The organism is Anaerospora hongkongensis, from assembly GCF_004339805.1.
Classification (GTDB): domain Bacteria; phylum Bacillota; class Negativicutes; order Sporomusales; family DSM-15969; genus Anaerospora; species Anaerospora hongkongensis.
Window position 1 is genome coordinate 64,925 of the sequence record NZ_SLUI01000013.1, and the last position, 25,967, is coordinate 90,891.

General features: G+C 46.7%; 25 protein-coding genes and 1 riboswitch. Of the genes, 12 read left to right on the plus strand and 13 right to left on the minus strand.

The features are described from left to right. Nucleotides 1-25: 25 nt before the first annotated feature. From EV210_RS17370 to cytX, 5 genes are all read right to left on the minus strand, one after another. Entirely contained in the window at nucleotides 26-274 is a 249-nt protein-coding gene (locus EV210_RS17370) for a TIGR03905 family TSCPD domain-containing protein (RefSeq protein WP_132082627.1), read from the minus strand. 5 nt (nucleotides 275-279) lie between these two features. Then, the gene (locus EV210_RS17375) at nucleotides 280-675 is read right to left on the minus strand and encodes a RidA family protein (RefSeq protein ID WP_243650613.1); all 396 of its coding nucleotides are present in this window, start codon (nucleotides 673-675) and stop codon (nucleotides 280-282) included. Between the two features lie 71 nt (nucleotides 676-746). Beyond that, entirely contained in the window at nucleotides 747-1,247 is a 501-nt protein-coding gene (gene thiW / locus EV210_RS17380; protein WP_132082628.1) for an energy coupling factor transporter S component ThiW, read from the minus strand. A 4-nt stretch (nucleotides 1,248-1,251) separates the two neighbouring features. Further along, nucleotides 1,252-2,070, minus strand: coding sequence for a hydroxyethylthiazole kinase (gene thiM, locus EV210_RS17385; RefSeq protein ID WP_132082629.1), 819 nt, complete (start codon nucleotides 2,068-2,070; stop codon nucleotides 1,252-1,254). Continuing rightward, complete coding sequence (cytX, locus tag EV210_RS17390) at nucleotides 2,028-3,266, minus strand: putative hydroxymethylpyrimidine transporter CytX (RefSeq protein ID WP_132082630.1); 1,239 nt, start codon at nucleotides 3,264-3,266, stop codon at nucleotides 2,028-2,030. Before cytX ends, thiM begins: the two co-directional genes overlap by 43 nt. Nucleotides 3,267-3,327: 61 nt before the next feature. Then, nucleotides 3,328-3,441: riboswitch (TPP riboswitch) on the minus strand. 117 nt (nucleotides 3,442-3,558) lie between these two features. Between cytX and EV210_RS17395 the strand changes: the two genes are divergently transcribed. Next, nucleotides 3,559-3,789, plus strand: coding sequence for a hypothetical protein (locus EV210_RS17395; RefSeq protein WP_132082631.1), 231 nt, complete (start codon nucleotides 3,559-3,561; stop codon nucleotides 3,787-3,789). A gap of 49 nt (nucleotides 3,790-3,838) precedes the next feature. Here the strand turns inward: EV210_RS17395 and EV210_RS17400 are convergent, their stop codons facing one another. From EV210_RS17400 to EV210_RS17410, 3 genes are all read right to left on the minus strand, one after another. Continuing rightward, nucleotides 3,839-5,344, minus strand: coding sequence for a tripartite tricarboxylate transporter permease (locus EV210_RS17400; protein ID WP_132082632.1), 1,506 nt, complete (start codon nucleotides 5,342-5,344; stop codon nucleotides 3,839-3,841). Between the two features lie 11 nt (nucleotides 5,345-5,355). Further along, complete coding sequence (locus EV210_RS17405) at nucleotides 5,356-5,805, minus strand: tripartite tricarboxylate transporter TctB family protein (protein ID WP_165898955.1); 450 nt, start codon at nucleotides 5,803-5,805, stop codon at nucleotides 5,356-5,358. Between the two features lie 77 nt (nucleotides 5,806-5,882). After that, nucleotides 5,883-6,854: a tripartite tricarboxylate transporter substrate binding protein gene (locus tag EV210_RS17410; protein WP_132082634.1), complete on the minus strand. Its 972-nt coding sequence runs from the start codon at nucleotides 6,852-6,854 to the stop codon at nucleotides 5,883-5,885. Between the two features lie 326 nt (nucleotides 6,855-7,180). Here EV210_RS17410 and EV210_RS17415 point away from each other — a divergent pair, with 326 nt between their 5' ends. From EV210_RS17415 to EV210_RS17440, 6 genes are all read left to right on the plus strand, one after another. After that, entirely contained in the window at nucleotides 7,181-7,999 is an 819-nt protein-coding gene (locus EV210_RS17415; RefSeq protein ID WP_132082635.1) for a basic amino acid ABC transporter substrate-binding protein, read from the plus strand. Between the two features lie 22 nt (nucleotides 8,000-8,021). Next, nucleotides 8,022-8,675 (plus strand): amino acid ABC transporter permease, encoded by a 654-nt coding sequence (locus EV210_RS17420; RefSeq protein ID WP_132082636.1) that lies wholly within the window; start codon nucleotides 8,022-8,024, stop codon nucleotides 8,673-8,675. Between the two features lie 5 nt (nucleotides 8,676-8,680). Next, nucleotides 8,681-9,406 carry an amino acid ABC transporter ATP-binding protein gene (locus EV210_RS17425; RefSeq protein WP_132082704.1) on the plus strand — a complete coding sequence of 242 codons (726 nt, stop codon included), beginning with the start codon at nucleotides 8,681-8,683 and terminating at the stop codon, nucleotides 9,404-9,406. A 125-nt stretch (nucleotides 9,407-9,531) separates the two neighbouring features. Continuing rightward, the gene (locus EV210_RS17430) at nucleotides 9,532-10,737 is read left to right on the plus strand and encodes a DUF401 family protein (RefSeq protein WP_132082637.1); all 1,206 of its coding nucleotides are present in this window, start codon (nucleotides 9,532-9,534) and stop codon (nucleotides 10,735-10,737) included. Between the two features lie 39 nt (nucleotides 10,738-10,776). Then, nucleotides 10,777-11,721: an AEC family transporter gene (locus EV210_RS17435; protein WP_243650614.1), complete on the plus strand. Its 945-nt coding sequence runs from the start codon at nucleotides 10,777-10,779 to the stop codon at nucleotides 11,719-11,721. Nucleotides 11,722-11,751: 30 nt separating this feature from the next. After that, nucleotides 11,752-12,741, plus strand: coding sequence for an asparaginase (locus EV210_RS17440; protein ID WP_132082639.1), 990 nt, complete (start codon nucleotides 11,752-11,754; stop codon nucleotides 12,739-12,741). 433 nt (nucleotides 12,742-13,174) lie between these two features. On the opposite strand, the gene EV210_RS17445 is transcribed toward EV210_RS17440, so the two are convergent. The 4 genes from EV210_RS17445 to EV210_RS17460 form a co-directional block, all read right to left on the minus strand. Further along, complete coding sequence (locus tag EV210_RS17445; protein ID WP_132082640.1) at nucleotides 13,175-14,401, minus strand: (Fe-S)-binding protein; 1,227 nt, start codon at nucleotides 14,399-14,401, stop codon at nucleotides 13,175-13,177. Nucleotides 14,402-14,424: 23 nt separating this feature from the next. Next, nucleotides 14,425-15,813: an FAD-binding oxidoreductase gene (locus tag EV210_RS17450; protein WP_132082641.1), complete on the minus strand. Its 1,389-nt coding sequence runs from the start codon at nucleotides 15,811-15,813 to the stop codon at nucleotides 14,425-14,427. A 14-nt stretch (nucleotides 15,814-15,827) separates the two neighbouring features. Beyond that, on the minus strand, nucleotides 15,828-16,847 hold the full coding sequence (locus EV210_RS17455) for an aldo/keto reductase (protein WP_132082642.1): 1,020 nt from the start codon (nucleotides 16,845-16,847) through the stop codon (nucleotides 15,828-15,830). Nucleotides 16,848-17,002: 155 nt separating this feature from the next. Continuing rightward, the gene (locus EV210_RS17460) at nucleotides 17,003-17,464 is read right to left on the minus strand and encodes a NanQ anomerase/TabA/YiaL family protein (RefSeq protein ID WP_165898956.1); all 462 of its coding nucleotides are present in this window, start codon (nucleotides 17,462-17,464) and stop codon (nucleotides 17,003-17,005) included. Between the two features lie 151 nt (nucleotides 17,465-17,615). Between EV210_RS17460 and EV210_RS17465 the strand changes: the two genes are divergently transcribed. Both EV210_RS17465 and EV210_RS17470 read left to right on the plus strand, forming a co-directional pair. Continuing rightward, entirely contained in the window at nucleotides 17,616-20,861 is a 3,246-nt protein-coding gene (locus EV210_RS17465) for a DEAD/DEAH box helicase (protein ID WP_132082644.1), read from the plus strand. Between the two features lie 83 nt (nucleotides 20,862-20,944). Continuing rightward, on the plus strand, nucleotides 20,945-21,427 hold the full coding sequence (locus tag EV210_RS17470; RefSeq protein WP_132082645.1) for a pyridoxamine 5'-phosphate oxidase family protein: 483 nt from the start codon (nucleotides 20,945-20,947) through the stop codon (nucleotides 21,425-21,427). 293 nt (nucleotides 21,428-21,720) lie between these two features. On the opposite strand, the gene EV210_RS17475 is transcribed toward EV210_RS17470, so the two are convergent. Further along, entirely contained in the window at nucleotides 21,721-22,683 is a 963-nt protein-coding gene (locus EV210_RS17475) for a sugar kinase (protein ID WP_132082646.1), read from the minus strand. Nucleotides 22,684-22,825: 142 nt separating this feature from the next. On the opposite strand from EV210_RS17475, the gene EV210_RS17480 reads away from it, so the two are divergent. From EV210_RS17480 to EV210_RS17490, 3 genes are all read left to right on the plus strand, one after another. Continuing rightward, nucleotides 22,826-23,491, plus strand: a complete 666-nt coding sequence (locus EV210_RS17480; protein ID WP_132082647.1) for a response regulator transcription factor — start codon at nucleotides 22,826-22,828, stop codon at nucleotides 23,489-23,491. Next, nucleotides 23,488-25,017 carry a sensor histidine kinase gene (locus EV210_RS17485; protein ID WP_132082648.1) on the plus strand — a complete coding sequence of 510 codons (1,530 nt, stop codon included), beginning with the start codon at nucleotides 23,488-23,490 and terminating at the stop codon, nucleotides 25,015-25,017. The genes EV210_RS17480 and EV210_RS17485 overlap by 4 nt, the downstream gene beginning before the upstream one ends. 90 nt (nucleotides 25,018-25,107) lie before the next feature. Further along, the gene (locus EV210_RS17490; protein ID WP_132082649.1) at nucleotides 25,108-25,872 is read left to right on the plus strand and encodes a hypothetical protein; all 765 of its coding nucleotides are present in this window, start codon (nucleotides 25,108-25,110) and stop codon (nucleotides 25,870-25,872) included. Nucleotides 25,873-25,967: the final 95 nt, after the last annotated feature.

Sequence of the window (25,967 nt, forward strand, 5' to 3'; positions counted from 1 at the left end):
ATGGTTACTTACTTTGTACAGAGTTTTATTTAGCTGGAGCAGCATGCTGCTCCAGTGCCTGAGCTAACTGATCCGCACAGGAAGTAGCATTCCGGCAAATTGTTCCTCTTAGTTTCCGAACAACTTCATCTACAGGCATCCCTTTAATTAAAGTCGTCATCGCACTTAAATTACCTGGACATCCCCCAACGAACACCAAGTCGGTTACAATGCCATTGTCCACGTCAAAACGAATTTCAGTGGCACATACCCCTTTTGTTTTATATGTAATCATTGTACTCACTCCCCGGATTTCATTGTCTTGCAGGCAATCATCTCTATTTCCACGCAGGCTCCCAGCGGCAAGGCAGCAACTCCGATCGTGGTTCGCGCCGGATATGGAGCTTGAAATTGCTTAGCATAAACCTGATTCATTGCCTGAAAGTCAGCCATATCTGTCAAAAACACATTGACTTTTACGATGTTGTCCGCTGTTAATCCTGCTGCTGCCAAAACATGAAACAAGTTGCAAAAGCACTGCTCCGTCTGTCTGGCAATATTACCTGCTGCCAATTGTCCCGTAGCCGGATCAATTGGGGTTTGCCCTGAGAAATAGATGAGTTCTCCAGAATCGACAGCATGTGAATAAGGACCGACTGCCACAGCACCTTCTGCCGAATAAGCTGTTCTGGACATGATTACCGTCTCCTTTACAGTCAACTGCCTAATAATCAAACTAGTTCGACCGGAGGATAGGGCATTCCTGCTTACGCCGTTTTCTGCTTGAGATGTTCACGAATATAGGCAGTAACAGGGGTATAATACAGCATACAGGCAATGAGACTGCCGCCAACGGTGCTGACCAGAAAGGGAACCACAAAAAATAGCGCCCCTACCTTTGATCCAATAATATATGCAGCCACAGGATATGCTGCCAATGAACCGATAATTCCTGTGCCAATAATTTCACCCGCCACGGCTCCGGCAACATGCTGCGTCCGTTTGTAGATGAGTCCGGCCAGCAGCGCCCCAAAGAGGCTGCCCGGAAAGGCCAGCAGGGAGCCGGTGCCAAGCACCAGCCTCAGCAGTGATATGCCAAAAGCAGCGCTCACAGCATAACGCGTCCCTAAAAGAATTGCCAGCAAGACATTAATAGCATGCTGAACAGGAAAACATTTTGCAATTCCCACAGGAATATAGATCAGATGTGCAGAGAGAACTCCTACTGCCATAAACAGTGCCGTAAAGCTTACTTTTCTCACATCCACCTGTCTACGCCCCCTTCATTTGTGCAATTTTCGCATAGGCCTGAAAGGTACTGCCTGTCATATTGGATATTGCATCAATCAGTCGGACTCGAAAAGTTCCCAGGCCTTCCGTGCCAGTGAGCGACTTCTGCGCAATCTCACCGGCTATTCCCATGGTGGCAACCCCGGCAATAGCGCCGATGAAAGAATCGCCAACACCACAGAAGCAGGCCGTTAAAGCAGTAGACATGCAGCCTGTCCCGGTAACAGAGGCTAACAGGGGATGGCCATTGCTGATATGGTATACTTCATCTTTTCTGGCAATAATGTCTATCGGACCGGTTATCGCTACCACGCAGCCCAGACGCGTGGCAAGATTCATAGCAACAGCTTCTCCTTGCTCCTGCCCTGCTGTTGAGTCGACTCCCCGGATACCTTCATTTATGCCGGCAAGCGTCTTGATTTCCGACATATTTCCCCTGATTACTGCCAGTGGAATTTCGCGTATAATTCGCTCTGCTGCCGTGCTGCGCAGCCTGGTAGCGCCGGCTCCAACCGGATCGAAAATAACGGGAATCCCTTTCTCCGCCGCTTTTTTGCCGGCGAGAATCATAGAATCAACCAGCTGCCCGTTTAATGTGCCGATATTTAAAACCAGAGCAGAAGCAAAGCTCACCATTTCCTCAACCTCGCCAGGGTCATTCGTCATTACCGGCGAACCTCCCAAAGCTAATGTTACATTCGCGCAGTCATTAGCTGTAACAAAATTGGTTAATTGGTGTACAAGTGGTTTTTTTGCTTTTACTTGTTCAAGTGCTTCTGAGACAGCTTGCAATATATCCATGGATTGGTCACCCTCCTTAAAATAGCATATAACAGGCTCACCACTACAATAACCGGAATTGTTGCTCCTATGGCAAGTTCTAATGATAAGAATTTATAATACAATGCTACTCCCCCGGCCCAAACTGCCAAAGCGAGCAGATTCGCTTTCAATTCCGGCCTGATGCGGCGGTTTTTCAGCCAAAAATAATCGGTAAGCACGATCGCAAATAATGGTGCAAATACTGAGCCGATAGCGAGCAGAAAACTTTCATATTGCTCCATGTCTGCTATAAGCGCCAGAATTGTTCCGATTACTGTCATCAACAGTGCAATATATTTTTCGTTTAGTCCGGGACAGAGGCTGGTAAAACTGACTCCTGCCGAATAAGCATCCATAAATGTTGTCGTCACAGTCGCTAAAATAATAATTCCCAAAGCTGCCATACCCAGATTAGCTGCTACCATTAGGGAAGCGGGATCAGCTGTTCCGGCTGTAAGAGCAACTCCCAAGCCGATTATATACATCCAGCAGCTGCCGATAAAATATCCCAGCCCACTTCCCCAGGCAGAGCTTTTCGTGGATCTCGCATAACGGGTATAATCGGCAATAAGCGGCAGCCAGGAAAGAGGCATCGCGACACTAAGCTCCAGACCTGCACTGAACGGCATCTCACCAGTAGCCGGTATTTGCGAAAGGCTGCCAATATTTTTAAATACGAGCCCACTTAACGTAAGCGTCAGGACAATTAACAGGATAACCGCTGCCATATTAGCCTTTTTCCAGCCGCCTTCACGTCCCAAGGCGATCCATAATGCAATAAGTCCGCCAATGGCCAGCTGCCACAAAACCAGCTGATCCTTCTGCCACAGCACCTTCGTAACTTCATTAGCCGATTTTGCCGCAGATAGGATCATAATGGCAGTCCAGCCGACTAGTTGCAATACATTCAAGAGGGAAAACAGATACACTCCGTAGCTGCCAAAAGAAGTCCGCGTAGATTCAATAGCCGAAATTCGTTCGCGCGAGCCGATGATACCACACAATACCAGCATGCCGACACCTACCAAATGACCTACTAAAATTGCACTGAGGCCATTGGTAAATCCAAGCGGAGCAAGAATCCCGCCTGCAAAAATTTCGGCAATAGATACAGCGGCACCAAACCATAAAAACAAGAAGTGCTTAAAGTCCATAGTAGCAATTGCACGATTCATTTCTTCACCTTCTTTTAAAATTAAAAGCGCATCCCCATAAGGGATGCGCATAACGACACATACAATACCTTATTGGCTATTCCTACGCTGGCATTACCCAGATCAGGTGTATAAGGGTCACAGAAAACTCGTTCTGTATCTCAGCCGGCCTTTTCCGGCACCCCCCGCCCATATTTCGTTACTGTTATACTAATATATTCTAATTAAATATGCAAACCTTTCCTCAATCAGTCACTTTTTCACTCGTCCTGCAATACTATGAAGTACCGCAATAGTTTAAGGAGGGATTTCATTGGCTTCCTACGAAAAAGTGGTCAAATATGTTACGGAAAGATTTGAAACAGCATTAACCCCCTTACAGGCCATGATAAAGAACCAGGAAATCATCATCGTGCAGAACAGACAAATGGTCGAATTACTGGAAAAAATCCGGCTCAACGGCACTCAGTCCCTGGAGCGTCCGGAAGAAGAAACTGGAACGGAACCCAAAGAGACACAGGAAGAAGAAGACGACGAAGTGTAAGAGCACAAAAACCGGAACCCGTATGTTCCGGTTTTTGTGTTCCGCGGCATTATACTTCTGCATCATCTGCCAGCATACCTCTCTTATTTTTCATACTGGCAATTACAGCTAAAAACAGCAGAACCATTGCTAAGACAAGCAAGGAACCGGCAATCGGGCGATAAAAAAAGCCCATAACATCGCCTTTGAAATACATCAGCGATTGCAGTAAGGAACTTTCAATCATTTTGCCTAACACAAAAGTCAGTACAACTGGCGCCATGGGAATATCCAGTTTTTTCATCATGTAGCCGAGCAGTCCGAAAATAATCATCACCCAAATATCCCAGACACTTCCGCTGACGCTGTATGCTCCCAGAACAGAGATAATCACAATTGCCGGGTACAGCATCTGCGGTGGAATAGCGGCGACTTTCCCCCACATGCGGGCTAAGGGCAAATTCATCACCAGCAGGATCGCATTGCCGATAAACATACTGGCAATGACTGACCATACAAAATTTGCATTGCTTTGAAACAAGGCTGGTCCGGGAGTCAAACCATGCATAATAAAAGCCCCAAATAATACGGCAATCGTCGGCGAACTGGGAATTCCCAGGGTAAATAACGGAATGAGCGCCGCTCCACAATAGGCATTGTTAGCCGTTTCCGGACCGGCCACGCCCTCAATAGCACCTTGACCAAACCGCGACGGATCTTTCGCCACTTTCTTTTCCACCGAATACGATAAAATTGTGGGAATGACCGCATTCGATCCGGGGATTAAACCGGTTAAGCAGCCAATTCCTGTTCCCCGGGCAATCGCCAGCAAAGTAGGCTTCCATTCCTCACGCCGGGGGAACAAAGAACCGACTTTGGGTTGTTTTACCGCATGGTGGGCTGTCTCCATGCCTTGTAACACCTCAGATATCCCAAAGAGCCCCATTGCAATGGTTACAAAATCAAATCCTTCCATTAGATGAAGCTCGCCAAAGGTAAACCGGAGAGCACCCGAGATGGGATCCATACCGACCAGCGATAATGTTAAACCGATCACCGCCGAGATCATTCCCCGAATTATGGATTTTCCCATTAACCCCACGACCATTACCAACCCCAGTACCATTAAAGCAAAAAACTCAGCAGGGCCGAATTTTAAGGCGAATTCCGCCAAGGGAGGCCCAATGAAAACAAGACTCACAACAGCAAATGTTCCGCCAATGAACGAGCCGATAGCAGCAACTCCCAAAGCGGTTCCGGCGCGGCCCTGCCTGGCCATCGGATAGCCATCAAAGCAAGTTGCCACCGAAGCGGCTTCACCGGGCGTATTAATCAGTACCGATGTAATCGTTCCGCCATAGAGCGAACCATAATAGATTCCGGCCAGCATAATAATTGCCGGTACAGGTTCCATAGAAAAGGTAATCGGCAGCAGCAGTGCCGTACCTGTTGTCGGTCCCAGCCCCGGCAGTATTCCCACCAGCATACCAATCGTTACACCGATAAGGCAATACAACAAATTCCAGCCTGCCAAAGCAGTGGTAAAGCCGTCAAGCAACGGTAAAAATGATTCCATTTGGTTCCCCCCTACCACCCAAACTCATTTACAGGAAGCGATACCCCGAGCAGCGATTGAAAAACAATGAATAGCAAAACTGAAATTGCAAGAGAAGCAATCAATGCTCTATACCACCGATAATCCCGGCTGAACATAGTAAAAAGCAAAATGCTTCCTGCAACAACAAAGCCGGTAGTATTCACAATTAGCGTAAATGCCACCAGTCCGGCCAGCATAGCCAATATGCTGCCCTGCGCCCTGCCCTTAGGCCATATATCGCTGGCTGTAACCAGTTTGTTTTTTACGGAATGCCCAATATACAGACAAGCCAGGATAATCAAACAGCCGCTCAGCCATCTTGGAAAGAACCCGGGGCCTGGCCCAAGCTGATTTGAATAGTCCAGTGAAAACGACTGATAAAAAATAATGACTGCATATACCAATATGATGCCGCCAGCCCACACTCCTGCATTGTTCAATGCATAGCACATCCTTTCAAAAATAGCAGAGCGAAGAATGATAGCTATCAGTCTTCGCTCGTGCACTCATTGACGGTTTACTTCTTTTTACCGGCTTCAATAATTGGTTCCAGTATTTTAATATCCTTTTCCAGGAAAGTCTTATAGTCTGCTGCATTTTTATAGTCGATTCCCAGGAAGGACTTATTCATAAATTCAACAAACTTAGCATCCTTAACGGCAGCTGCAACAGCCTCTTCCAACACTTTCACAACAGCCTCCGGCGTTCCGGGCGGAACAGCGATACCGCGGTAAGTACCTGTAGAAGCATCTATTCCTTTTTCTTTCAGCGTCGGCACATCCTTCAAGCCATCAAAACGCTTATCTGCCATAACGGCCAGCGGGCGTAACTTACCTGCGTCAATCTGTGCCTTTACTTCTCCCGGTCCGTAAATGCCAAAATCAGCCCTGCCGCCCAGAATCTCAGTCATGGCCGGTGCGGCGCCCTGGAACGGTACTGTTACAAATTTAACTCCTGCCGCCTGCGAAAACTGAATTGCATAAAAGTTAGGAGTAACAGAGGCCGCAAAATTCAATTTATCGGGATTAGCCTTTAAATCGGCCAGCAGATCTTCAATCGTCCTATACTTGGAATCTGTGGACACAACAATTACCGTTGGGTCGAAATTCACATTGGCAATGAGGCGAAAATCCTGCGTTTTAAAGGGAGCCTGCCCCTGGAGTGGAAGCGAAACAACTTCGCGGGTAATCATGGTCAGCGTATAGCCATCAGCCTTCGCCTTTAATCCTTCGGCCATACCGACAGCACCGCCGCCGCCTGTTTTATTGACTACAACAACTTCTTGCTTCAGATTGCCTTTCAGTGCTTCAGCAAAAGCACGGCCTACCGCATCCGTACCACCGCCTGCAGCAAATGGTACAATCAGCTCAATTGGTTTAGTCGGATACTTTACCTCTTCTTTTTTAGCCGTTTGCGAACCGCCGCAGCCTGCGACTGCAATAGTAAGCATAAGTAGTGCTGCCAATAAAAAAGCAATTGATTTCCTCATTCCACTTTCCTCCAAATAATATAGAATATTCCATTATATTTTACTATAATCAGAATATTATCGCAATAGTTTGTTCTTTTCACACATTGCCAAAGGAAAAGAAGGATACAGCCGTAAATAAACTTCTTGTCAACACTCCTTTTATTTGCTATGCTGTATGTAATCAAATACATAATTAGGCAATGAAGCCTCGGAAACATATTCCGGGGCTTTTTCTGTTTTATGGCAACGGAGCCTCGTGTTAACCAAAACACGGGCTCCGTCTCTTTATTTGGTACTAGGGCAGCAGCCTTACTATAAATTAAATTTGGAAAGAGGGATAGGATATGAAAACTCTGAAAAAAAGCCTTGGCCTACTAGTAATACTCATATTGACTGCAGCATTGCTCTCCGGCTGCAGTCAGACACCAACCTCATCCAGTGAGACGGGAAAAAAGGCAAGCCGAATTGAGGAAATAAAAAAAGCCGGTAAACTGGTTTTAGCTACAGGCAACTACCGTCCATTTGAATATCACGATGAAAAGACCAATACAGTCATCGGCTATGACATTGATGTGGCGGAAGCGATTGCCAAAAAGATTGGTGTTCCGTTAGAGATACGGGAAATGCAGTTTACCAGCTTGATTCCCTCTGTGCAAAACGGTCAGGCTGATCTGGTAATTGCCGCCATGTATATAACCGATGCCCGCAAAGAGGTCGTCGATTTTGCCGATCCTTACATGGACACTGGAATGGTGCTGGTTGTCCGTTCAGAGAATAACGATATAAAGTTGACCAGCGATCTGAATGGCAAAGTTGTCGGCGTAAAAACAGGTGCTACCAGCGAAAAAGTCGCCAACGAGCTCAAGGAAAAGGGAGCAGCAATTACCATTAAAAGTTACAAAGAAACGGTAGATTATCTGCTGGACCTGGAAAACGGCCGCTTAGATGCCGCCATTAATGATCTGCTGAACCAGCTGGAATATAACAAGACCCATCCTGGAGTGAAAGTGGTCGGCGAACCCTTTACGAAATCATCCTTGGGAATCGCAGTTAAAAAAGGCGATACCGAACTGCTGACTGTTATTAATAGCGTACTCGCTGAAATGAAGCAAAACGGCGAAGCCAATAAACTTTTCAAAAAATGGGTTACTTCCCCTAACTAGCAATCAGAAAGGACATCTAAGCATGAACCTTGATTATTCCATTATCTACGCCAAACTGCCGATTTTATTGGAAGGCTGCTTAGTAACTCTGGAAATATCCTTTTTCTCCCTGCTGCTTGGCATGGCATTTGGCATTACCGGGGCTCTTTGCCGGACATCTTCCAGCCGGCTGCTCAATACACTTGCCTTCCTCTATGTATGGATCATTCGCGGTACACCTGTAATGGTACAGCTATTTATTCTTTATTTCGGTCTTCCTCAGCTTGGTATCAAACTGTCCAGTATGACGGCAGGCATTTTGGGGTTGGCCGTTAATACCGGGGCCTATGTCACCGAAATTTTTCGCAGCGGTATCCAAGCTGTTGACAAGGGTCAAATGGAAGCGGCCATGTCACTTGGTATGAATTACCGGCAGGCTATGATCCGGATAATTGGCCCGCAGGCTACCAAAATTTGCATCCCGCCTCTGGTAAATCAATTTATTATGACCCTTAAGAATTCTTCGATTGCCTCCCTTGTGACCATTACCGAACTGCTGCGTACCGGCGAACAGCTTATTTATACTACGTTTCGAACGTTTGAAGTCTATACGGCAATTGCCGTTCTGTATCTGCTGATGAATTCCGTCTTTATGATCATCGCAGACAGATTAGAAAAAAGGATGGCCAGACAATGAGCTATATCGTTGAAATGCAGGACATTCACAAATCATTCGGTCCGGTACAAGTACTGAAAGGCTTTAGCCTGAGCCTGGCGGAGGGAGAAAAGGTCGTAATTATCGGGCCCAGCGGCTCGGGGAAAAGCACCGTCCTGAGATGTCTGAATCAATTGGAGAGCATTCATTCCGGACGTATTATGTTTGCTGGCAGTCCAGTCGATCAAAAAACCGATCTATGCGCTTTGCGGACACAAATCGGCATGGTCTTTCAACGGTTTAACCTTTTTCCTCATAAAACAGTTTTAGAAAATATCATTGAAGCACCGTTAATTGTAAAAAAAATGCTGCGTGCAGAAGCAGAAGCCAGTGGACTGAAACTGTTAGAAAAAGTCGGGTTGTCTGACAAAAAAAGTGCCTTTCCCCGTGAATTATCAGGCGGCCAGCAGCAACGGGTCGCAATTGCCCGGGCATTAGCCATGAGCCCTAGAATCCTATTGTTCGATGAACCTACATCTGCCCTTGATCCTGAATTAGTTGGTGAAGTGCTGCTTACCATGCGTGAGTTGGCGGATGAGGGCATGACAATGGTAGTGGTAACTCATGAGATGGCCTTTGCCCGCGAAGTTGCCGACCGGGTTATCTTTATGGACCACGGCACGATAATAGAAGAAGGCCCGCCTGAAATGCTGTTCGAAAATCCTGCGCAGGAACGGACACAAGCCTTTCTCAAACGAATCAGGCAAAGATAAGTACGGCACACCAGAGACTGAGAAAATCAAGCTCAGTCTCTTTTTTGTTGCAGGTATACCATAGCGGCATAGGGAATACCATGTAAAAAATGCTCTCATTTCGTCGGACAGGAGTTGTAATCTTCATGCTTGCCGTATTAAAAATAGTGGCCACCCTTGCCGTTATCGTTATCGCTTTGAACCGCAAGGTTAAAATGGGCATTGCTATGCTGGCCGGATCGGCTATTTTATTTATCTGTTCCGAGCCGTCAATAGCTAAACTGACGACAGCCGCCTGGCGCACTGCAGCCAGTCACAGTACCTGGGAGATTCTCTTCGCCCTGTACTTTGTCATGTGTCTTGAGTATCAGTTCCGGACCGGCGGGATTATTGACGGACTTATGGCAGCTGCCCGCAGCCTGCTTAAAAGCGACCGCGTTTTGCTGGCGATAATGCCGGCATTTTTGGGCTTTCTGCCATCTTTAGGCGGAGCTATTTTCTCTGCCCCTTTAGTAGAAAGCGCCAGTAAACCCTACAGCCTTTCATCTGAAACCAAAACAACGATCAACTATTGGTTCCGTCACGTCTGGGAATATACGAATCCTATATTTACCGGCATGCTGCTGGCCAGTCAAATTTCCGGGCTTTCTCTGAGTTCACTGATTTCCCATATGGCCTGGCTCACAGTATTATCGGCCGTAATCGGATGGCTGGTGCTGATTTCCCCACTCAAGGAAAACCTGACAGCTGCCAATACTGCCGGTAATTCCGCTCCGGCCAGCACCGGATATCACTATCTATTGCTGGCAACCGCCCCCATTATAGCAAACTTTATCCTCGTCGTTTTCGTAAAACTGCCGGCTTCTGTTTCAATGGCAATGGTTGTCGGAACCATGATTTTTGTTTTGCACCAAAGCCTAACCGACATTCGTGCTATGCTGGTTCATGCGCTGGACAGTAAACTCCTGGGCGGAATTGGCGGTATTCTCTTTTTTCAGCAAATATTACAGCAGTCCGGTGCCATAAATGAAATCGCCCTGCTGCTCCATGCAGTTGCCATACCACCTACCGTTGTTATCGGGATCATTGCCTTTGTTGCCGGATTATTAACAGGCACTTCCCAAGGCTTCGTCGCCATCGCTTTTCCCTTTATTGCCGTCATGGCGCCTGGCGATTTAACATTAGCCATGATATCGTTTGTCATGGGAACTGCCGGCCAAATGCTTTCTCCCGCTCATATGTGCCTGTTAGTTACGCTGGACTATTTCAATGCTGATTTTTTCAAGACGCTGCGGCCTGTCTTTGTCCTAAATGTAATTATGATCGTGGCTGCTTATGCTTCTATTCTGTAATAAAAAAGGGGACTGTCCCCTTTTTATGAATTCAGGCAGGTGATCACATTGCCTTTTATTCAAGCCCTCCAGGGTGTATTAACCATTTTGCTCATGGTAATGACAGGGTATGTACTCACTCATAAAGGCTGGCTTACAGCTGATGCCAGAACGCTGTTGCCGCGGCTGGTAAATTACGTGGCGCTGCCAACCTATATGACCTGGAACCTTATGACCACCTTTACACATGACCAGCTGCTGGCTATCCTTCCCGGAACACTGATACCATTAATAGCGATGGTGCTAACGTATTGCATCGGGCATATTACCGCCAGTATATTGAAATTACCCACCGGACGGCGCGGCCTCTTCCGGTCCATGTTTTTCGTCTCAAGTGCAATTTTCGTTGGACTGCCGGTAAATTTAGCACTTTTCGGCAATGCCGGTGTTCCATCCGTCTTACTGTTCTTTTTAGCCAACGCTGTCCTGTTTTGGACACTAGGAGTATATTGTATCAGTTCAGATGGAAAAAACTTTGTCAAGCCCGGTTTTAGCTGGGCCACGGTCAAAAATATTTTTTCTCCGCCCCTTACTGCCTTTACGCTTGCTACTGCCTTGATATTTCTTGGCGTTCCCTTACCGGACTTTTTGGCCGCTACTTTTAAAAATCTGGGTGCTATGACCACTCCGCTTTCCATGCTCTTTATCGGGATGATCATTTACTCTGTTAATCTAAAGCAAGTAACAGTATCCAAAGACATGCTTGCCTTGCTCATTGGACGCTTTATTATTTCCCCGCTGATGGTTTTACTTGTTGCTCATTACTTTCCAATTTCTGACCTAATGCGCAAAGTATTTGTTATTCAGGCGGCAATGCCCGCTATGACCCAAACCGCAATATTAGCCAAGATTTATGAAGCCGACACCGAATATGCTGCCGTCATGACTTCTATCACTACGCTCGCTTCCATGGTGGCGATTCCGGTATATATGGTTCTACTGTAAAACACATTTTTTTATAGAGGGAGAGCACAAATGAAAAATATTGTTGTCTTAGCAACCGGCGGCACTATTGCCGGAGTTTCCCATTCCTCGACCGACACAACCAGTTACCAATCGGCAATTCTGCCAATTAAAGAACTGCTGGCCGAAATTGATTCCCTGCATACGATTGCCAATGTATACAGCGAGCAAATCGCGCAAATTGACAGTGCTGATATGAATCATGACCTGTGGCTGCTGCTGGCCAAACGTGTTAACGCCCTGTTGCGAGAAGCCGCCATTGATGGGATTGTCATTACCCATGGCACTGATACACTGGAAGAAACAGCCTACTTTTTAAATCTGGTTGTACAATCGGCTAAGCCAGTCGTCTTAGTGGGTGCTATGCGGCCTTCCACGGCAATCAGCTCAGACGGGCCGATGAATCTGTATAATGCAATCCTCTTGGCAGCAAGCCCGGCGGCATCTGGCAAAGGCGTCCTTGTCGCCTTGAATGATACGATTAACTCAAGCCGGGATGTAATGAAGACCAATACATCGCTGCAGGATACCTTTAAAGCTCCTGAGCTGGGGTATCTGGGATATATCATCGATGGTCAGCCGCATTTTTATCGTATGCCTACACGCAGGCACACCCATTTAACCAATTTTGCCATTGAAGACATCCTGTTATTTCCTCAGGTGGATATTCTGTATGGTCATGTTAATGACGTTGGAACACTGGCTCAAGCTGCAGTTGCAAGCGGCGCGAAAGGCATCATTTATGCCGGATTGGGTAATGGCAATATGTCGCAGCAGCTTCGCACAACACTCAGCGATATTCAAAAAGCAGGCGTTGTTGTTGTCCGCAGCTCCCGTGTCAGCAACGGAGTCGTGACACGGAACGGTGCGATTGATGACGATTATTATGGTTTTGTGGTGGCGGATACGCTGAGTCCGCAAAAAGCAAGGATTTTGCTCATGCTTGCCCTGACCCAAACCACTGACCCTGCAGAAATCCAGCAAATATTTTGGAGCCATTAATTTATAGTAAAATGATCAATAACACAGCAAACCCCACCAGTTCACACTGGTGGGGTTTGCTGTGTAGAAAATGGTACTATTTGTTCTGGGATTCTAAGCTCAGGATCTTGCATGACTGGTAGTATAATGCTGAGCACCAACCGATTCCTACCAAAACGAGAAGCACGATTTCCTGTCCGTTCACTCGAATGCACCTCCATATAATATGCAGGCGGACATCCGGTTAGATGAGAACTTCTCGGAGCAGATTATCTGTCGCTAACATTCATTGCAGCTTCCCTTTTGCTCGGCAAGCACAGTCCTGTTAGTCTCACCAGGAAGTTCATTCTGGTTGGTTGGCCGTTCAATTTCATTATATCATAAGACTCAGGCAACTCAATAGGCGTTTGTTGAAGAATAAACTTTTTATTCTGTCAACCAGAGCAGCTGAGCTTCAGATAACCTGACTGATATGCATCGCACGGAACCTGCCCCCGCTTCGCTCGGCGGCCTTACTCATTTGACTTAAGCATACAGGACACGCCGTGACAACAATTTGCGCGGAGGTTTGCTCAATAGCGGCTTGCTTCTTTGCAAGTACCTGATCAGCAATAGACGGGTAATCCATATGAAATGATCCTGCTCCGCCACAACATGTATCGGCTCCAGCCATCTCGATATATTCACCCGCCGCCTGCAGCAATTTTCTCGGTTGGCTTTTAATCCCCTGTCCGCGGCCCAAATGGCAAGGCTCATGAAACGTCATTTTCGCATTCATCCGCTGGCGAGGCTGATACCCGGCCTTCATCAGGTATTCTGAAAGATCCATGACCTTTTGGCTGAATATAAGTGCCCGCTCCCGCCACTCGGGTTCCTCGGCAAAATAACCGGCAAGATGTTTAAGCATACTGCTGCAGCTTGCGCAGTCACTGACAATCACATCGGCATCTTCATATAAGCAAATGTTTTTTTTGGCTAAATCAAGAAAATCCTGCCGTAAGCCATGGGCTAAATGGGGCAGCCCGCAGCAGACATTTTCGACTTGCCTGACCTCTGTCAGACTGCGCAAAATAGCCAGCGTATCGGCAGCAGCTTCAGGAAACATCATCCGCATACCACAGCCGTAGAAATAAGCAACCTTAGCTTCGTCCGGCAGCATCGCCGTTGAAACGGGTGCTGTCTTGTCAATTGCCGCCGGCCCGGCAAAAGCAGCAAGAAACTGCTGGCGTGTAAATGCTGCCGGTACAACGCCCTTGGGAATAATGCGGTTTATGCCGGTACGGCGCATCATGTCCATTGCTCCGGCTGCAATTTTAACAAACCCACGCTTCTTTAACATCGTACCGAGCAGCTTGTATTTGACACTAGTGCCTCCACGAAGATTTGCAAAATGCTGACGCACAGCAATCATTGCTTCATCAGTTTTCACCTTACTGGGACAATTATCCACACAGGCACGGCACAGCAGGCAAAAATCAACAGCTGCTGCCACCTCTGCCGTTGGCTCAAGCCCTCCCATAGCCAAGGCCCGGATAATGTTGTTTTTCCCTCTGGCACTGCCTGCCTCAATATCACGCACACCAAATAAGGGACATACCAGCCGGCAGCTGCCGCAGCGATCGCATTGGCTGACAATCTGCTGAGCGTCTTTTAATAAAGACTCTTGAACGTTTTGTTTCATTTTCTCCCCCTGCCCTCTAATTATCACCATATCTTACCGGGATTTAAAATACCGCAGGGATCAAGTGCCTGCTTAATCAGCTTTAAGGCAGTAACTCCACCGTCTCCCAGCGCACTGGTAATATAGGGTCTTTTTGTAATACCAATACCATGCTCACCCGATAGGGTACCGCCAACAGCAAGCGCTTCTGCAAATATTTCGTGCACAGCTTTGTGTACCCGCTCAGCCTGTGCATTGTCCGATAAGTCGCAAAGCACAGAGGGGTGAAGATTGCCGTCGCCCGCATGGCCGTATACAGCAATGGTTAACTCATATTTTTCGCCAATGGCCCGAATGCGGCGAACCATTTCAGGAAAGGCACTGCGGGGCACTGAAATATCTTCGCCCAGCCGGTCTGGTGCCATTGCTCCAACTGCTGAGCTTAGGCCGCGGCGGATTGCCCAGATTTCTTCCGCCTCTTGGGCTGACTGAGCTATACGTACAGCCAGTGCGCCAAAGCCTGTGGCGATACTTTCAATTTGACCGGCCTGCCTGTCCAGACCTTCCTGATTGTCAGCATCAATTTCGACGATTACACAGGCCTCTGTAGCAGGATCAATCTCCAGCTTACGATGGCGGGCAACGGCCTGAAGGCTGATCGTATCCATTAGTTCCGCCGCTGCCGGTACGATACCGGACTGCAGCATTTTGTGAATAGTAGCACAGGCTTCATCCAGAGAAGCAAACATCAATTGCAGAGTATTGCGGGCCTTAGGCATAGGAATCAGCTTGAGCAGTGCTCTCGTAATGATTCCCAAAGTTCCCTCCGAGCCTGTGAAAAGCTGTGTCAGATTATAACCGGTTACATTTTTTATCGCTTTGCCACCGGTATGGATCACGGAACCATCTGCCAGCACGACTTCCAGGCCCATTACATAGCTGCTCGTAACACCATACTTTACGGCCCTCATTCCACCGGCATTCTCGGCGATATTTCCACCAATCGTGGAATATTTGTAACTTGCCGGATCAGGCGGATAAAAAAGGCCTCGCGCTGCGCAGTATTGATACAAGTCACCTGTAAGAACACCGGCCTCTACCGTTATCATCATATTCTCTTCATCTAATTCAACTATCTCTTTCATGCGGTCAAGCGACAGGGAAATTCCTCCTGCCAGCGGTATACTGCCGCCGGTTCGGCCGCTGGCAGCGCCCCGCGGGGTTACAGCAATTTTGTTTTCGCGGGCAATTTTCATAACAGCTGCCACCTGTTCCGTTGTCAAAGGCCGCACGACCATTTCCGGCAGATTGGGTGGTACCAGGGGAACAAAAGAAGAATCATACGAGTAGCCAAAAAGATCGATCTGAGCATCCAGTACATGCTCCTTGCCGACAACGGCTTGAATTTTTGCTTTTATATCTTTCGTGATCATGGTCCGCTCCTTTGCTAAGCCTTTTTATGCTGTTCAAATAACGTGTAATTCTGCTTCAGGATGTCAGGTATTGGCAGTTCATACGGACAGCGGCTGATGCAAACACCACACTCAACACATTTAGGCACTGTATCCATCGCCCCTTTGGAGAACTCGACCGAAACAGCAGGAGACATCCGCGCAGCCACAATCGGATATCCCATTGCCGGTGTAATTGCTACTCCCTGCGGACAGGGCTGGCAATACTCGCAGCGGCGGCAAAACTGCTTGCCTAACCTCTGCCGGTACTGTGCGATCTGGGCCTTGTCTTGTTCTTCAACCCGGTTAGGCTGCTCATAAAAAGCTATTACTTCCTCTATCGATGCTATCGAATCAAAGCCGGGAATCACAACAGTCTCCGGATACTGGCGCAAAAATTTAAATGCCAGAGCCGCATTGTCAATGGCACCACCGGCAAATGGCTTCATTGCAATGAACGCCATCTTGCTTTTTCCAGCCAGGCCAATCATTTCCTCTTTAGCGGCATCTTCGATAAAATTAAAGGGAAACATAATTGATGCGAATAGTCCCGTTTTTATTAGCTTCAAAGCCATCGGCAAACTGTGCGAGGTAATGCCGATATGACGAATCTTCCCCTCTGCCTGTGCTTTGATGACTGCCTCCAGTGCACCTCCGGGAGCAGTAACCGCCTGCCAGTCCTTTTCCTGGGCGACCTGGTGCAACTGAAACAAATCAATGTACTCGGTCTTCAGCATCCGTAAACTCGTTTCCAAATGCTCTCTTGCCCCGGCAGCATCCCGTTTCATGGTCTTTGTAGCTAATACGACTTTTTCGCGTATACCGCGAAAAGCCAAGCCGATTTTAGCTTCACTGTCACGGTACGCATTGGCCGTATCATAAAATGTGATGCCCCGGCCGTAAGCGTGCTGCAATACCCGGACCGCTTCGTCAGTAGACAAGCGAATAATCGGAATACAGCCGAAACCCACTTCAGAGATTTCCAGGCCAGTGCTGCCCAGCGAGCGATATTGCATATTCTTCACTCCTCTTCCTTTTTTCGGGAAATACTATATCCTCTTTATTCCAGTAGCAAAATAGAAATCCTTTTCTGCTTTGCGGTTAATGACGGTATAAAAAAAGCAGCTTGAGAATAAGCGGCTCAAGCTGCAAGGAACAATGATCCTATACATTATTTCGTATATAAAACTTTCACTACTGCTTTGCGCACTTTTGCTCCGGCTACACTTTGGCAATTAGGACGGTGAATATCCCATGGATAAAATACGGCATAGCTGCCTGCAGATACCTGTAAATAGGTTTCATTATCTACCGAACGGTAAAAATACAAGTCTTTGTCGGAAAGCTGCTCTTTAAGCTCGCCAGCCTGACTATGGTCGGCATAACCGATCAATTCTTCACCCTCAATAATATACTGAATATCAATGTACTTTTTATGAGCTTCAGGCTGTCTGTCTTCCTGTGGTTCTACTGTATAAGTTGATATTATAACATAATTCCGGCCATCAATTTCATGCCTGCCATCGGGGATTTTTGCCCAGTCCGCTTGGCTAAGATATTCAAGGCCTGTATGCAATTTATCAGTTAATATGAACTTGTCTTGCTCTAAATTAGCAATGCGGCTTAAAAACATCTTTATCTCCTCCATTTTTATCACTTCGGTAATCAATTCACCATACCTATTCTGTGCAGAAAAGCAATCTCCTTTGCGAAGTGCCCGCCTGTTCCGTAAATATGTTATACTGAAATAATAAGTAACTCTTGGAGAAGGGACGATAGAACCTATGTTATCTGATGAAACCATTCGTCTCCAGGCAGCCACCAGCTCAGCTTATAACAAGGGGTGCCAGTATTACCGCGATAAGCATGTCCGGAAACTGCGCTTGCTGAGTGACTATACCTTTGAGGCAAGAGTGCTGGGGCGGGAACTTTATACCGCTTACCTCAACTTTAATGAAGAGCAGGAAATCCAGCGTTTCAAATGCGACTGTCCGGCTTTTTACAGCGATAACGGTGCCTGCAAACATATCATTGCCGCTTTAAAAACACTCCAAAAAGACTGGTTCTTATATTTCGGTCTGGAAAAGCAGCTTCCCTTAACCCGGGCAACAGAGGAAATGCTGGCTTTTTTTCACCACAATGCCAAAGCGGCGCTTGAACCTGCTGCTTACCTACAGCAGGTATGCCTTCGCCCTACCTACGGCTTTATCAGCACTCCTTACCAAAAGGTAAGCTGGCTTGAATTTATGATTGGTACGGAGCGCATGTATGTGGTCAGAGATATCCCGCAGCTAATGGCCGCTTTGGAAAATGGGCAGGAATTGACTTATGCCAAAAACTTTACTTTACGCCCCCAGGAGGCTTTGTTTGATCCGTTCTCCCGGTCTTTACTCACCCTTTTGCAAAGCGCCTATCAGGAGGAAAAACAGCGGTCTTCATGGGCTCATCAATATGGAGCCGGTACCTCCGCTTTTGCCGAAGCCCGCCGGTTTCGTCTCACAAACACGAATTTACTGCACTTCTTTACTGCAGTGGGCAGCCGCCCTTTTGCCGCACAGATTAATCAAACCAGCTATCCTGCCCTCCGAATTATCAATGGGCGGCCGTCTTTGCCGATTGTCATCCAGGCGATCGATGGCGGCCTGCTGGTCTCTGGCGGCCCGGCAGAGTCCGTCTATGGACTTGATACGGATTTCACCTATCTTTTCCACGAACAAACGCTGTATCACGTAGATCCGTCCTTTGCCATTCATACTAAACCGCTGATTAACTGCTTTCAGGAGGGTAAAAAGCCGGAAATCCGCATTCCTGCTGCTGCTGTGTCAGACTTTATCACTACCGCACTGCCTGCGCTGGAGACGGTCATCCCTGTACAGATAGATGCGGCAGTGCAAGAAAGTTTTTATAAGGCTCCCTTGGAAAAGCTGATTTTTTTTGATCGTTTTGGTGACGGAATCAGCGCCCGGATTGAATTGAGATATGGTGACACGGTCATCAATCCTCTGGCGTCTCCCGTATTGGAGCAAACAACAGACAGCGGAAAATGGCTTGTACGGGAAACACTGGAAGAAGCCCGTTTGCTTAGTTTGTTTAAGCAGTACGGCTTTACAGAATCATCCGACATGCTGCTTCTGTCCGATGAAGAAGCTGTTTATGCTTTTTTACAGCAAGCATTACCGGAACTGCGCAATAGTGCTGAAATTTTCTATGCCGATAATGTTAAACATATGAAATGTTCCGTTACCAATAAAATAACAGCCGGAATCCGTTTAAATACCGACAGCAACATGCTGGAATTCTCCTTAAATCATGAGGGCACTTCCGCCAAAGAGCTGCTCGCCCTTTTTGCTTCCTATAAACTAAAAAAACGCTATCACCGCCTGCAGGACGGATCGTTTATTTCGCTTGATGCGCCTGATTTTCAAACAGCAGCAGCATTAATTGAACAACTCAGTATCCGGCCTGCGGAGCTTGAAAAGGGGATAATCGAATTACCCAGATACCGGGCACTTTACTTAGACAGTCTGGCACGGGAAAGCGAAGACTTTCAAATGGAGCGCAACCGCTCCTTCAAAAAAATGGTGCAGGATATCCGTGAACCTCAGGACGCGGAATTCAGCCTGCCTAGAGGTCTCAAGGGCAAACTGCGTGATTATCAAAAACTTGGCTTTAAGTGGCTGAAGTCACTTGCCAGTTACGGCCTAGGAGGAATTCTGGCTGATGATATGGGACTGGGGAAAACATTGCAAGTGCTTACCTTCCTGTTATCGGAAAAAGAAACTTCTCCAGGACCATCCATTGTCATAGCGCCAACGTCTTTAGTTTATAATTGGCAGGATGAGGTAAATAAATTTGCTCCTGACCTCAAAACAATTGTCGTAGCCGGACAGCAAAGCAACCGCCTGGAGCAGTTGCAAGAAATTGAGCAGGCAGATTTAATTGTAACTTCTTATGGCTTAATTAAACGGGACATATCTGTTTATGAGCAAAAACAGTTTAACTATTGCTTCCTGGATGAAGCCCAGCATGTTAAAAATCCCAATACGTTGAATGCGAAAGCAGTAAAACGGATTAAAGCCTTGAGCTATTTTGCGCTTACCGGTACACCAATTGAAAATACCCTGACCGAGTTGTGGTCTATTTTTGATTTTGTTATGCCTGGCTATTTACGCAGTCACAAAGTTTTTACCAGCCGCTTCGAAATTCCGATAGTAAAAAATGGCGATACTGCTGCCAGGCAGGAATTAACCCGCCATATTAAACCCTTTCTATTACGGCGTATGAAAAAAGCTGTGCTGAAAGAATTGCCCGAAAAGATTGAAAGTAAAATCGTCACCGAAATGACTGTTGAGCAGGCCAAACTTTATGAAGCCTGCCTCTTGCAAGCCCGCACCGAATTGGAAACGGAGCTTCAACTGAGCGGCTTTGAGAAAAGCCAAATTAAAATCCTCGCGCTGCTTACCCGGCTGCGGCAGCTTTGCTGTCACCCCTCCCTGTTTTTGGAAAACTACCAAGGTGGCAGCGGTAAGCTTGAAGCTCTGGAGGAAATGCTGCAAGATGCCATAAGCGGCGGTCACCGAATTTTGTTGTTTTCTCAATTCACCAGCATGCTGCAGTTAATTAGACAACAGCTGGATTCTGCAGGGATAGCCTGCCACTATTTGGATGGAGCAACACCAGCACAGGAGCGCATCCGTTTGGTCCATGCCTTCAATGCAGGTGAAAAAAATGTTTTCTTACTCTCCCTTAAAGCCGGAGGAACCGGTCTAAACTTAACAGGGGCCGACATGGTCATTCATTATGACCCCTGGTGGAATCCTGCTGTTGAAGAGCAGGCTACCGACCGTGCCTACCGCATCGGTCAAAATAATTCGGTTCAGGTTTTAAAATTAATTACGAAAGATACCATTGAAGAAAAAATCTACCTGCTGCAGCAAAAAAAGAAAGAGTTAATCGACACACTGATTCAGCCGGGAGAAACAGTAATAACAAAATTAACCGAAGCCGAAATCCGGGAACTATTCTTGTAAGGCAGCTGTAATAGCAGGAAAACGTCCGCTTCCGTCTAACAAAATACAATAAAGCAAAACTAGCTATATTAGGAGGTAGCGTTATGTACGAGAAGGAAGTCATTGATCTGGTACGCTCAGGAACAGCATTCATGGGCAGTGTTGATGATAATCGTCCCCGGGTGCGGCCGATGAAGCCTTACATCGATAAAGATGGACATATTTGGTTATTTAGCCGCTACGACTCCCAAAAGGTTGCTGCCTTACAAGCCAATCCAAGGGTCGAATTGTGCTTGATGGGGAAAGACCAGGAAGTATTAAGCATATATGGCCGCATCAAAGATGATACAAAACCCGGCTCAGCTGTTTTTAGGGCTTTGCGGGATTTAATGGTAGCTGAAATACCGGATATGAAGCATTATTTTGCCGAACAGGATGAAAATAGTTTAGTCATTTATCGGCTTGTTGTGCATGAAATCCGGTACATGCGTCCCGACTGTCAACTAACCACCCGTGTTAATTTACCGATGGAACACGATCCTGATGTTGACCTGGCTATGTGCCAGGGCGGTTTTTGCCTGATGTAGCAATAAAAAAGGGGGATATCGCAAAATGCTTCAAAAAAAGCATCATTGCGGTCCCCCTTTGGTACATGTAAAAAGATGACTGGAAAAGCCCGTATTTCTACTTTTGGCATTGCCCCAAAAGTAGCAAAAAGTCTAGGCCTGTCTTGCAAAATGCTTGGGAAATGCTCAGCTTACTAAAATTCGTGAAACTCGCTGCGCTCAAACAAACGAATTTCTTAACGTAAGCTGAGCATTTCCCATCCTGCGGACCGCATTTTTCCAGAAGGGCCGAAAGGAAACGAAGTTACATCCTTTTATTCATTTCTTGCATGATGGGCAATATAAGCCTCTAACTGGTTTCTGGTAGGGTATCCTTCCACATCGCCCCTGACGGTAATCGCCAAGGAACCGATTGCATTTCCCCTGACAACGGCGTCGGCCAGCGGCAAGCCTTCTAGCAGACCGGAGAGTACCCCCACGGCAAAACCGTCGCCGGCGCCAACGGTATCGATAACCCGGTTAACCCGAAACCCCTTCTGATACCCTGTTGCAACGCTTCCATCGCGATGTTTGGTCGAATGATAAGCACCATCCGGTCCGTTTTTCATAATTACATATTGATTGCCCAGCTCATGAAAAAAAGCAGATACCCTTTCCCATTCTGCCGTTCCCAGCAGCAAGTCAGCCTCTGCAATCCCCGGCAATATAAGGTCACTCATGCCGGCAATCTTGAGCAGCGTTTCCCTGGCAGCGTCTTTCGTCCATAGCTGTAAGCGGATATTAGGATCAAAAGATACTAACAACCCTTTTTTCTTGGCAATGGCAATAGCCGCGTAAAGAGTTTCCTGGCAGGATGGGCTTAGTGCCGGAAATATTCCCGTAACATGCAGCAATTTGGCATTAGTAAAATACTCTTCGTTTATGATAGCAGGCGTTACTTTGCTGGCGGCTGACCCACGCCGATAATATAGCACAAGCGGATCACCAATCTCATTTAACTCCTTAACTAAGAGGCCGGTAGGATACTCGGCCGAAAAAGCGACTTGAGAAGTATCAACACCTTCGCCTCGGATGGTGTTACGAATATACGTTCCAAATGGGTCTTGACCAAGTGCGCTCAACCAACCGACACTATGACCAAGCCTGGCAAGCCCAATTGCCACATTGGACTCGGCACCTGCTATTTTACGGCTATAATTCGTTACAAACTGCAGTGAGTCACTCTGGTCGGCAACCATCATGACCATGCTTTCACCAAGCGTTATAATATCAGGCATATGATTTCACCTCATACAGCTTATTGCCATCTTGCTTTTGGTTAAACATTCCCTTACTTATAGAAAAATCCTGCGTTTTCCCGTCAAACTTTTCTAATTATTCCATTTATGCCAGACCGGAGCCTGGCTGGAGGTGACCCAAATGAATAAAACGATATTAATTGTTGATGATGAACTGCGTATGCGAAAACTGGTCGCCGACTTTCTTCTGCGAGAAGGGTATACCATCCTGGAAGCTGCTGATGGTCAGGCTGCTCTGGACATTTTGGCCAGAGAAAAGATCGATTTGGTCATTCTTGATGTAATGATGCCTGAACACGACGGCTGGACGGTATGCCGGGAAATTCGGAAAAAATCTGCTATTCCCGTTATTATGCTCACAGCTAAAGGAGAAGAAGTCGATCAATTATTTGCTTTTGAAATCGGTGCCGATGAATATATCACCAAACCATTTAGTCCTAAAATTTTAACAGCCCGGGTAAATGCTCTCTTCCGCCGCCACGAAAGAGATAAAGCTTTTGTTTGCTGCGGCTTGGAAATCGATACTATTGCCCGTCAAGCCTTCATCGATGGACAAGTACTTGATTTAAGTCCTAAAGAATATGAACTGCTTATTTATCTAACCGATAACCGGGGAAGCGCACTCAGCCGCCAGCAAATCCTGGATAAAGTATGGAACTATGATTATTTTGGGGATCTTCGCACCGTCGATACCCACATTAACCGGCTCCGCACCAAGTTAAACCAGAAAAGCGGACTGATTCAAACCATACGAGGCTATGGGTACCGCTTTGAGGCAGAAAAATGAAAATATCAATACGCACGCGACTGTTTTTCAGCCTCACCGCGCTAATTTTGTTTTTTGTCTTTCTCTCCCTAACGTTAACTCTCCTGGGTCTGGAGAAGTTCTATATCTGGCAAAAGAAAAACATCCTCATTGCGACCAGCAAAACAATTGATGAGCTGTACCCGGGAAATCCGGAGGAAATTTCGCTTGAATTGGAGCGAATTGGCAATAGACTGGGTACAGGAATCGTCATTCTCACCAAAGACGGCTATGTAAAATACAGCTCTTTTGGCCGCATTTTTAATCAGCGGATCATGGAGCGCCTGCCGGGAATGCTGCGCCTGCCTCCCGCTGCTGCCCCGCCTGAACATCACCATCAGGGAATGTTTCGCTTACCCGGCCTGCCGCTGGCCTTAATGAAAGAGCAGGAAATCATCAGCCCTCAAACAATGCTGGAGATGCAAGAGGACCGCGATTTAAAAATCGATTTCATCGTCTTAAAGCATCAATTAAACAACGAAGACATCTTGCTGCTCAGACAGCCGCTGGCTCCTATGTCCGAAAGCGCCGCAGCTACTGCTCATTTCATCGCCTTTACCGGCATTCTTTGCCTGCTGGCAGGCTGCATCTGGGCTTTTTTCTTCGCAAGAAAATTTACCCAGCCTGTTCTTGAACTGAATCGCCTCGCCCAAAACATGGCTCAGCTTGATTTTTCGCAGAAATATACAATCGACCGCAGCGACGAAATTGGCGAACTGGGCCGCAATATTAATCATTTGTCAGATCAGCTTGATACCGCAATATCCGATTTAAATCTCAAAAACAAACAATTGCGGGCCGATGTGGAAAAAGAGCGGAAATTGGACAAAATGAGAAAAGACTTTATTTCCAGTGTATCTCATGAGTTGAAAACACCACTGTCGCTCTTACTGGGTTATGCTGAAGGCTTAAAGGAAAACGTCGCCCGTGATGAAGCAAGCAAGAATTACTACTGCTCGGTCATTATTGATGAGGCAGAAAAAATGGATAAGCTTATCAAGGATCTATTAAATTTATCACAAATTGAATCCGGCTTCTATCAACTCAACCGGACGAACTTTAATCTTTCGCTTCTGCTTGATGAAATTTTGCTGAAATATCAAACAGTACTGCAGGATAAAGACATTTTGCTGGAGATTACAAAAGACGATCAATTACTGATTAACGGCGATTCGCTTAGGATTGAGCAAATCATCCTTAATCTGCTGAACAATGCAATTGACCACGCCGAGTCTTCTAAGACCATCAAAATTTATATTACTCCCTTATCGGATAAGCTTCGCTTCTTTGTTTATAATTCAGGCAGACCAATTCCAGAGGACAGTCAGGAAAAAATTTGGACAAGCTTTTATAAAACAGATAAAGCCCGCACCAGAGAAAACGGCGGTTATGGACTGGGGCTGTCCATTGTCCGGGCTCTACAGGAACTGCATGGCAATCGTTATGGCAGTTTCAATACGCCCGATGGTGTCACCTTCTGGTTTGATCTATCCAAAGCAGAAAATTAGTAATATGTTTAAATTCTTGTAACAAAACTGTAACAATTCTCCTGCATAATAACAATCAGAAACACAATAATTCTCAGGAGAGTGAAATACATGAAACCAAAAATGTCAAAAAAAGTAATTAGTGGAATCGCCATTGGATGTCTGCTTCTTTCACTGGGAGGTCTGGTATTAGCCAAAGATGCCAAAGCAACTAGCGAAAGCAGGCCGCAATCGGCCTTCCAGACCTGCAGACCCAACCACGGCGGCATGGAACAGCATTTTAACAGCTCCCTGGCCGCTCTAGTCGAAAAAGGCACGATTACCCAGGAGCAATCTGATAAAATCGCCAGCTTCTTTCGCGAAAAACGAGCAGAGCACCGTGCCAACAGGGAAGAAATGAAAAATAGTCTGCCTGGTGATCGCGCGGCAAAAGCACAGGAATTCAGAAAGCATCACCAGCAGCTGGCCAGCGATCTAGCCGCTGCTGCCGGCTTATCCGATACACAGGCTAAAGAAGTGTTAGAGGCGCTTCGGCCACCGCAAATGCACGAAAAAATGGGCGAACGCATAACTGTCAAGTTAAGTGAATTAGTCGGCCAAGGCACTATCACACAGGATCAATCTGATAAACTTCTTGCCTTTTTTAAAGAAAAGCACGCTCAACGGCAAGCGGAGTTTGAAAAAATGAAAGGCATGACGGAAGACGAAAGAAAAGCTTATCTTGATCAGAAACACCACATTAGCCATTCTGACCGGCTGGCGGAATTGGCTGCCGCAGGCGATTTGACCGATGAACAGGCGAAACTGGTTGCTGATGCCTTGCGTCCTGAGCATGGGCCCAAACAAGGTCCCCATTGCGCTCCTGAAGCAAAATAACTATAGTCAAGAAAAAACGCTTAAGCAATGCTTAAGCGTTTTCCTTTTATGCTGCTCCTATTGCAAGTCTGGGAACAAATTTATCGGTTTAGTGT

Excerpts from the sequence above, each read along its gene's own strand:
- EV210_RS17370 (WP_132082627.1), bottom strand. The coding sequence starts at position 274 with ATGATTACATATAAAACAAAAGGGGTATGTGCCACTGAAATTCGTTTT.
- EV210_RS17375 (WP_243650613.1), bottom strand. The coding sequence starts at position 675 with ATGTCCAGAACAGCTTATTCGGCAGAAGGTGCTGTGGCAGTCGGTCCT.
- thiM (WP_132082629.1), bottom strand. The coding sequence starts at position 2,070 with ATGGATATATTGCAAGCTGTCTCAGAAGCACTTGAACAAGTAAAAGCA.
- cytX (WP_132082630.1), bottom strand. The coding sequence starts at position 3,266 with ATGAATCGTGCAATTGCTACTATGGACTTTAAGCACTTCTTGTTTTTA.
- EV210_RS17400 (WP_132082632.1), bottom strand. The coding sequence starts at position 5,344 with ATGGAATCATTTTTACCGTTGCTTGACGGCTTTACCACTGCTTTGGCA.
- EV210_RS17410 (WP_132082634.1), bottom strand. The coding sequence starts at position 6,854 with ATGAGGAAATCAATTGCTTTTTTATTGGCAGCACTACTTATGCTTACT.
- EV210_RS17415 (WP_132082635.1), top strand. The coding sequence starts at position 7,181 with ATGAAAACTCTGAAAAAAAGCCTTGGCCTACTAGTAATACTCATATTG.
- EV210_RS17420 (WP_132082636.1), top strand. The coding sequence starts at position 8,022 with ATGAACCTTGATTATTCCATTATCTACGCCAAACTGCCGATTTTATTG.
- EV210_RS17430 (WP_132082637.1), top strand. The coding sequence starts at position 9,532 with ATGCTTGCCGTATTAAAAATAGTGGCCACCCTTGCCGTTATCGTTATC.
- EV210_RS17440 (WP_132082639.1), top strand. The coding sequence starts at position 11,752 with ATGAAAAATATTGTTGTCTTAGCAACCGGCGGCACTATTGCCGGAGTT.
- EV210_RS17445 (WP_132082640.1), bottom strand. The coding sequence starts at position 14,401 with ATGAAACAAAACGTTCAAGAGTCTTTATTAAAAGACGCTCAGCAGATT.
- EV210_RS17450 (WP_132082641.1), bottom strand. The coding sequence starts at position 15,813 with ATGATCACGAAAGATATAAAAGCAAAAATTCAAGCCGTTGTCGGCAAG.
- EV210_RS17455 (WP_132082642.1), bottom strand. The coding sequence starts at position 16,847 with ATGCAATATCGCTCGCTGGGCAGCACTGGCCTGGAAATCTCTGAAGTG.
- EV210_RS17460 (WP_165898956.1), bottom strand. The coding sequence starts at position 17,464 with ATGTTTTTAAGCCGCATTGCTAATTTAGAGCAAGACAAGTTCATATTA.
- EV210_RS17465 (WP_132082644.1), top strand. The coding sequence starts at position 17,616 with ATGTTATCTGATGAAACCATTCGTCTCCAGGCAGCCACCAGCTCAGCT.
- EV210_RS17470 (WP_132082645.1), top strand. The coding sequence starts at position 20,945 with ATGTACGAGAAGGAAGTCATTGATCTGGTACGCTCAGGAACAGCATTC.
- EV210_RS17475 (WP_132082646.1), bottom strand. The coding sequence starts at position 22,683 with ATGCCTGATATTATAACGCTTGGTGAAAGCATGGTCATGATGGTTGCC.
- EV210_RS17480 (WP_132082647.1), top strand. The coding sequence starts at position 22,826 with ATGAATAAAACGATATTAATTGTTGATGATGAACTGCGTATGCGAAAA.
- EV210_RS17485 (WP_132082648.1), top strand. The coding sequence starts at position 23,488 with ATGAAAATATCAATACGCACGCGACTGTTTTTCAGCCTCACCGCGCTA.
- EV210_RS17490 (WP_132082649.1), top strand. The coding sequence starts at position 25,108 with ATGAAACCAAAAATGTCAAAAAAAGTAATTAGTGGAATCGCCATTGGA.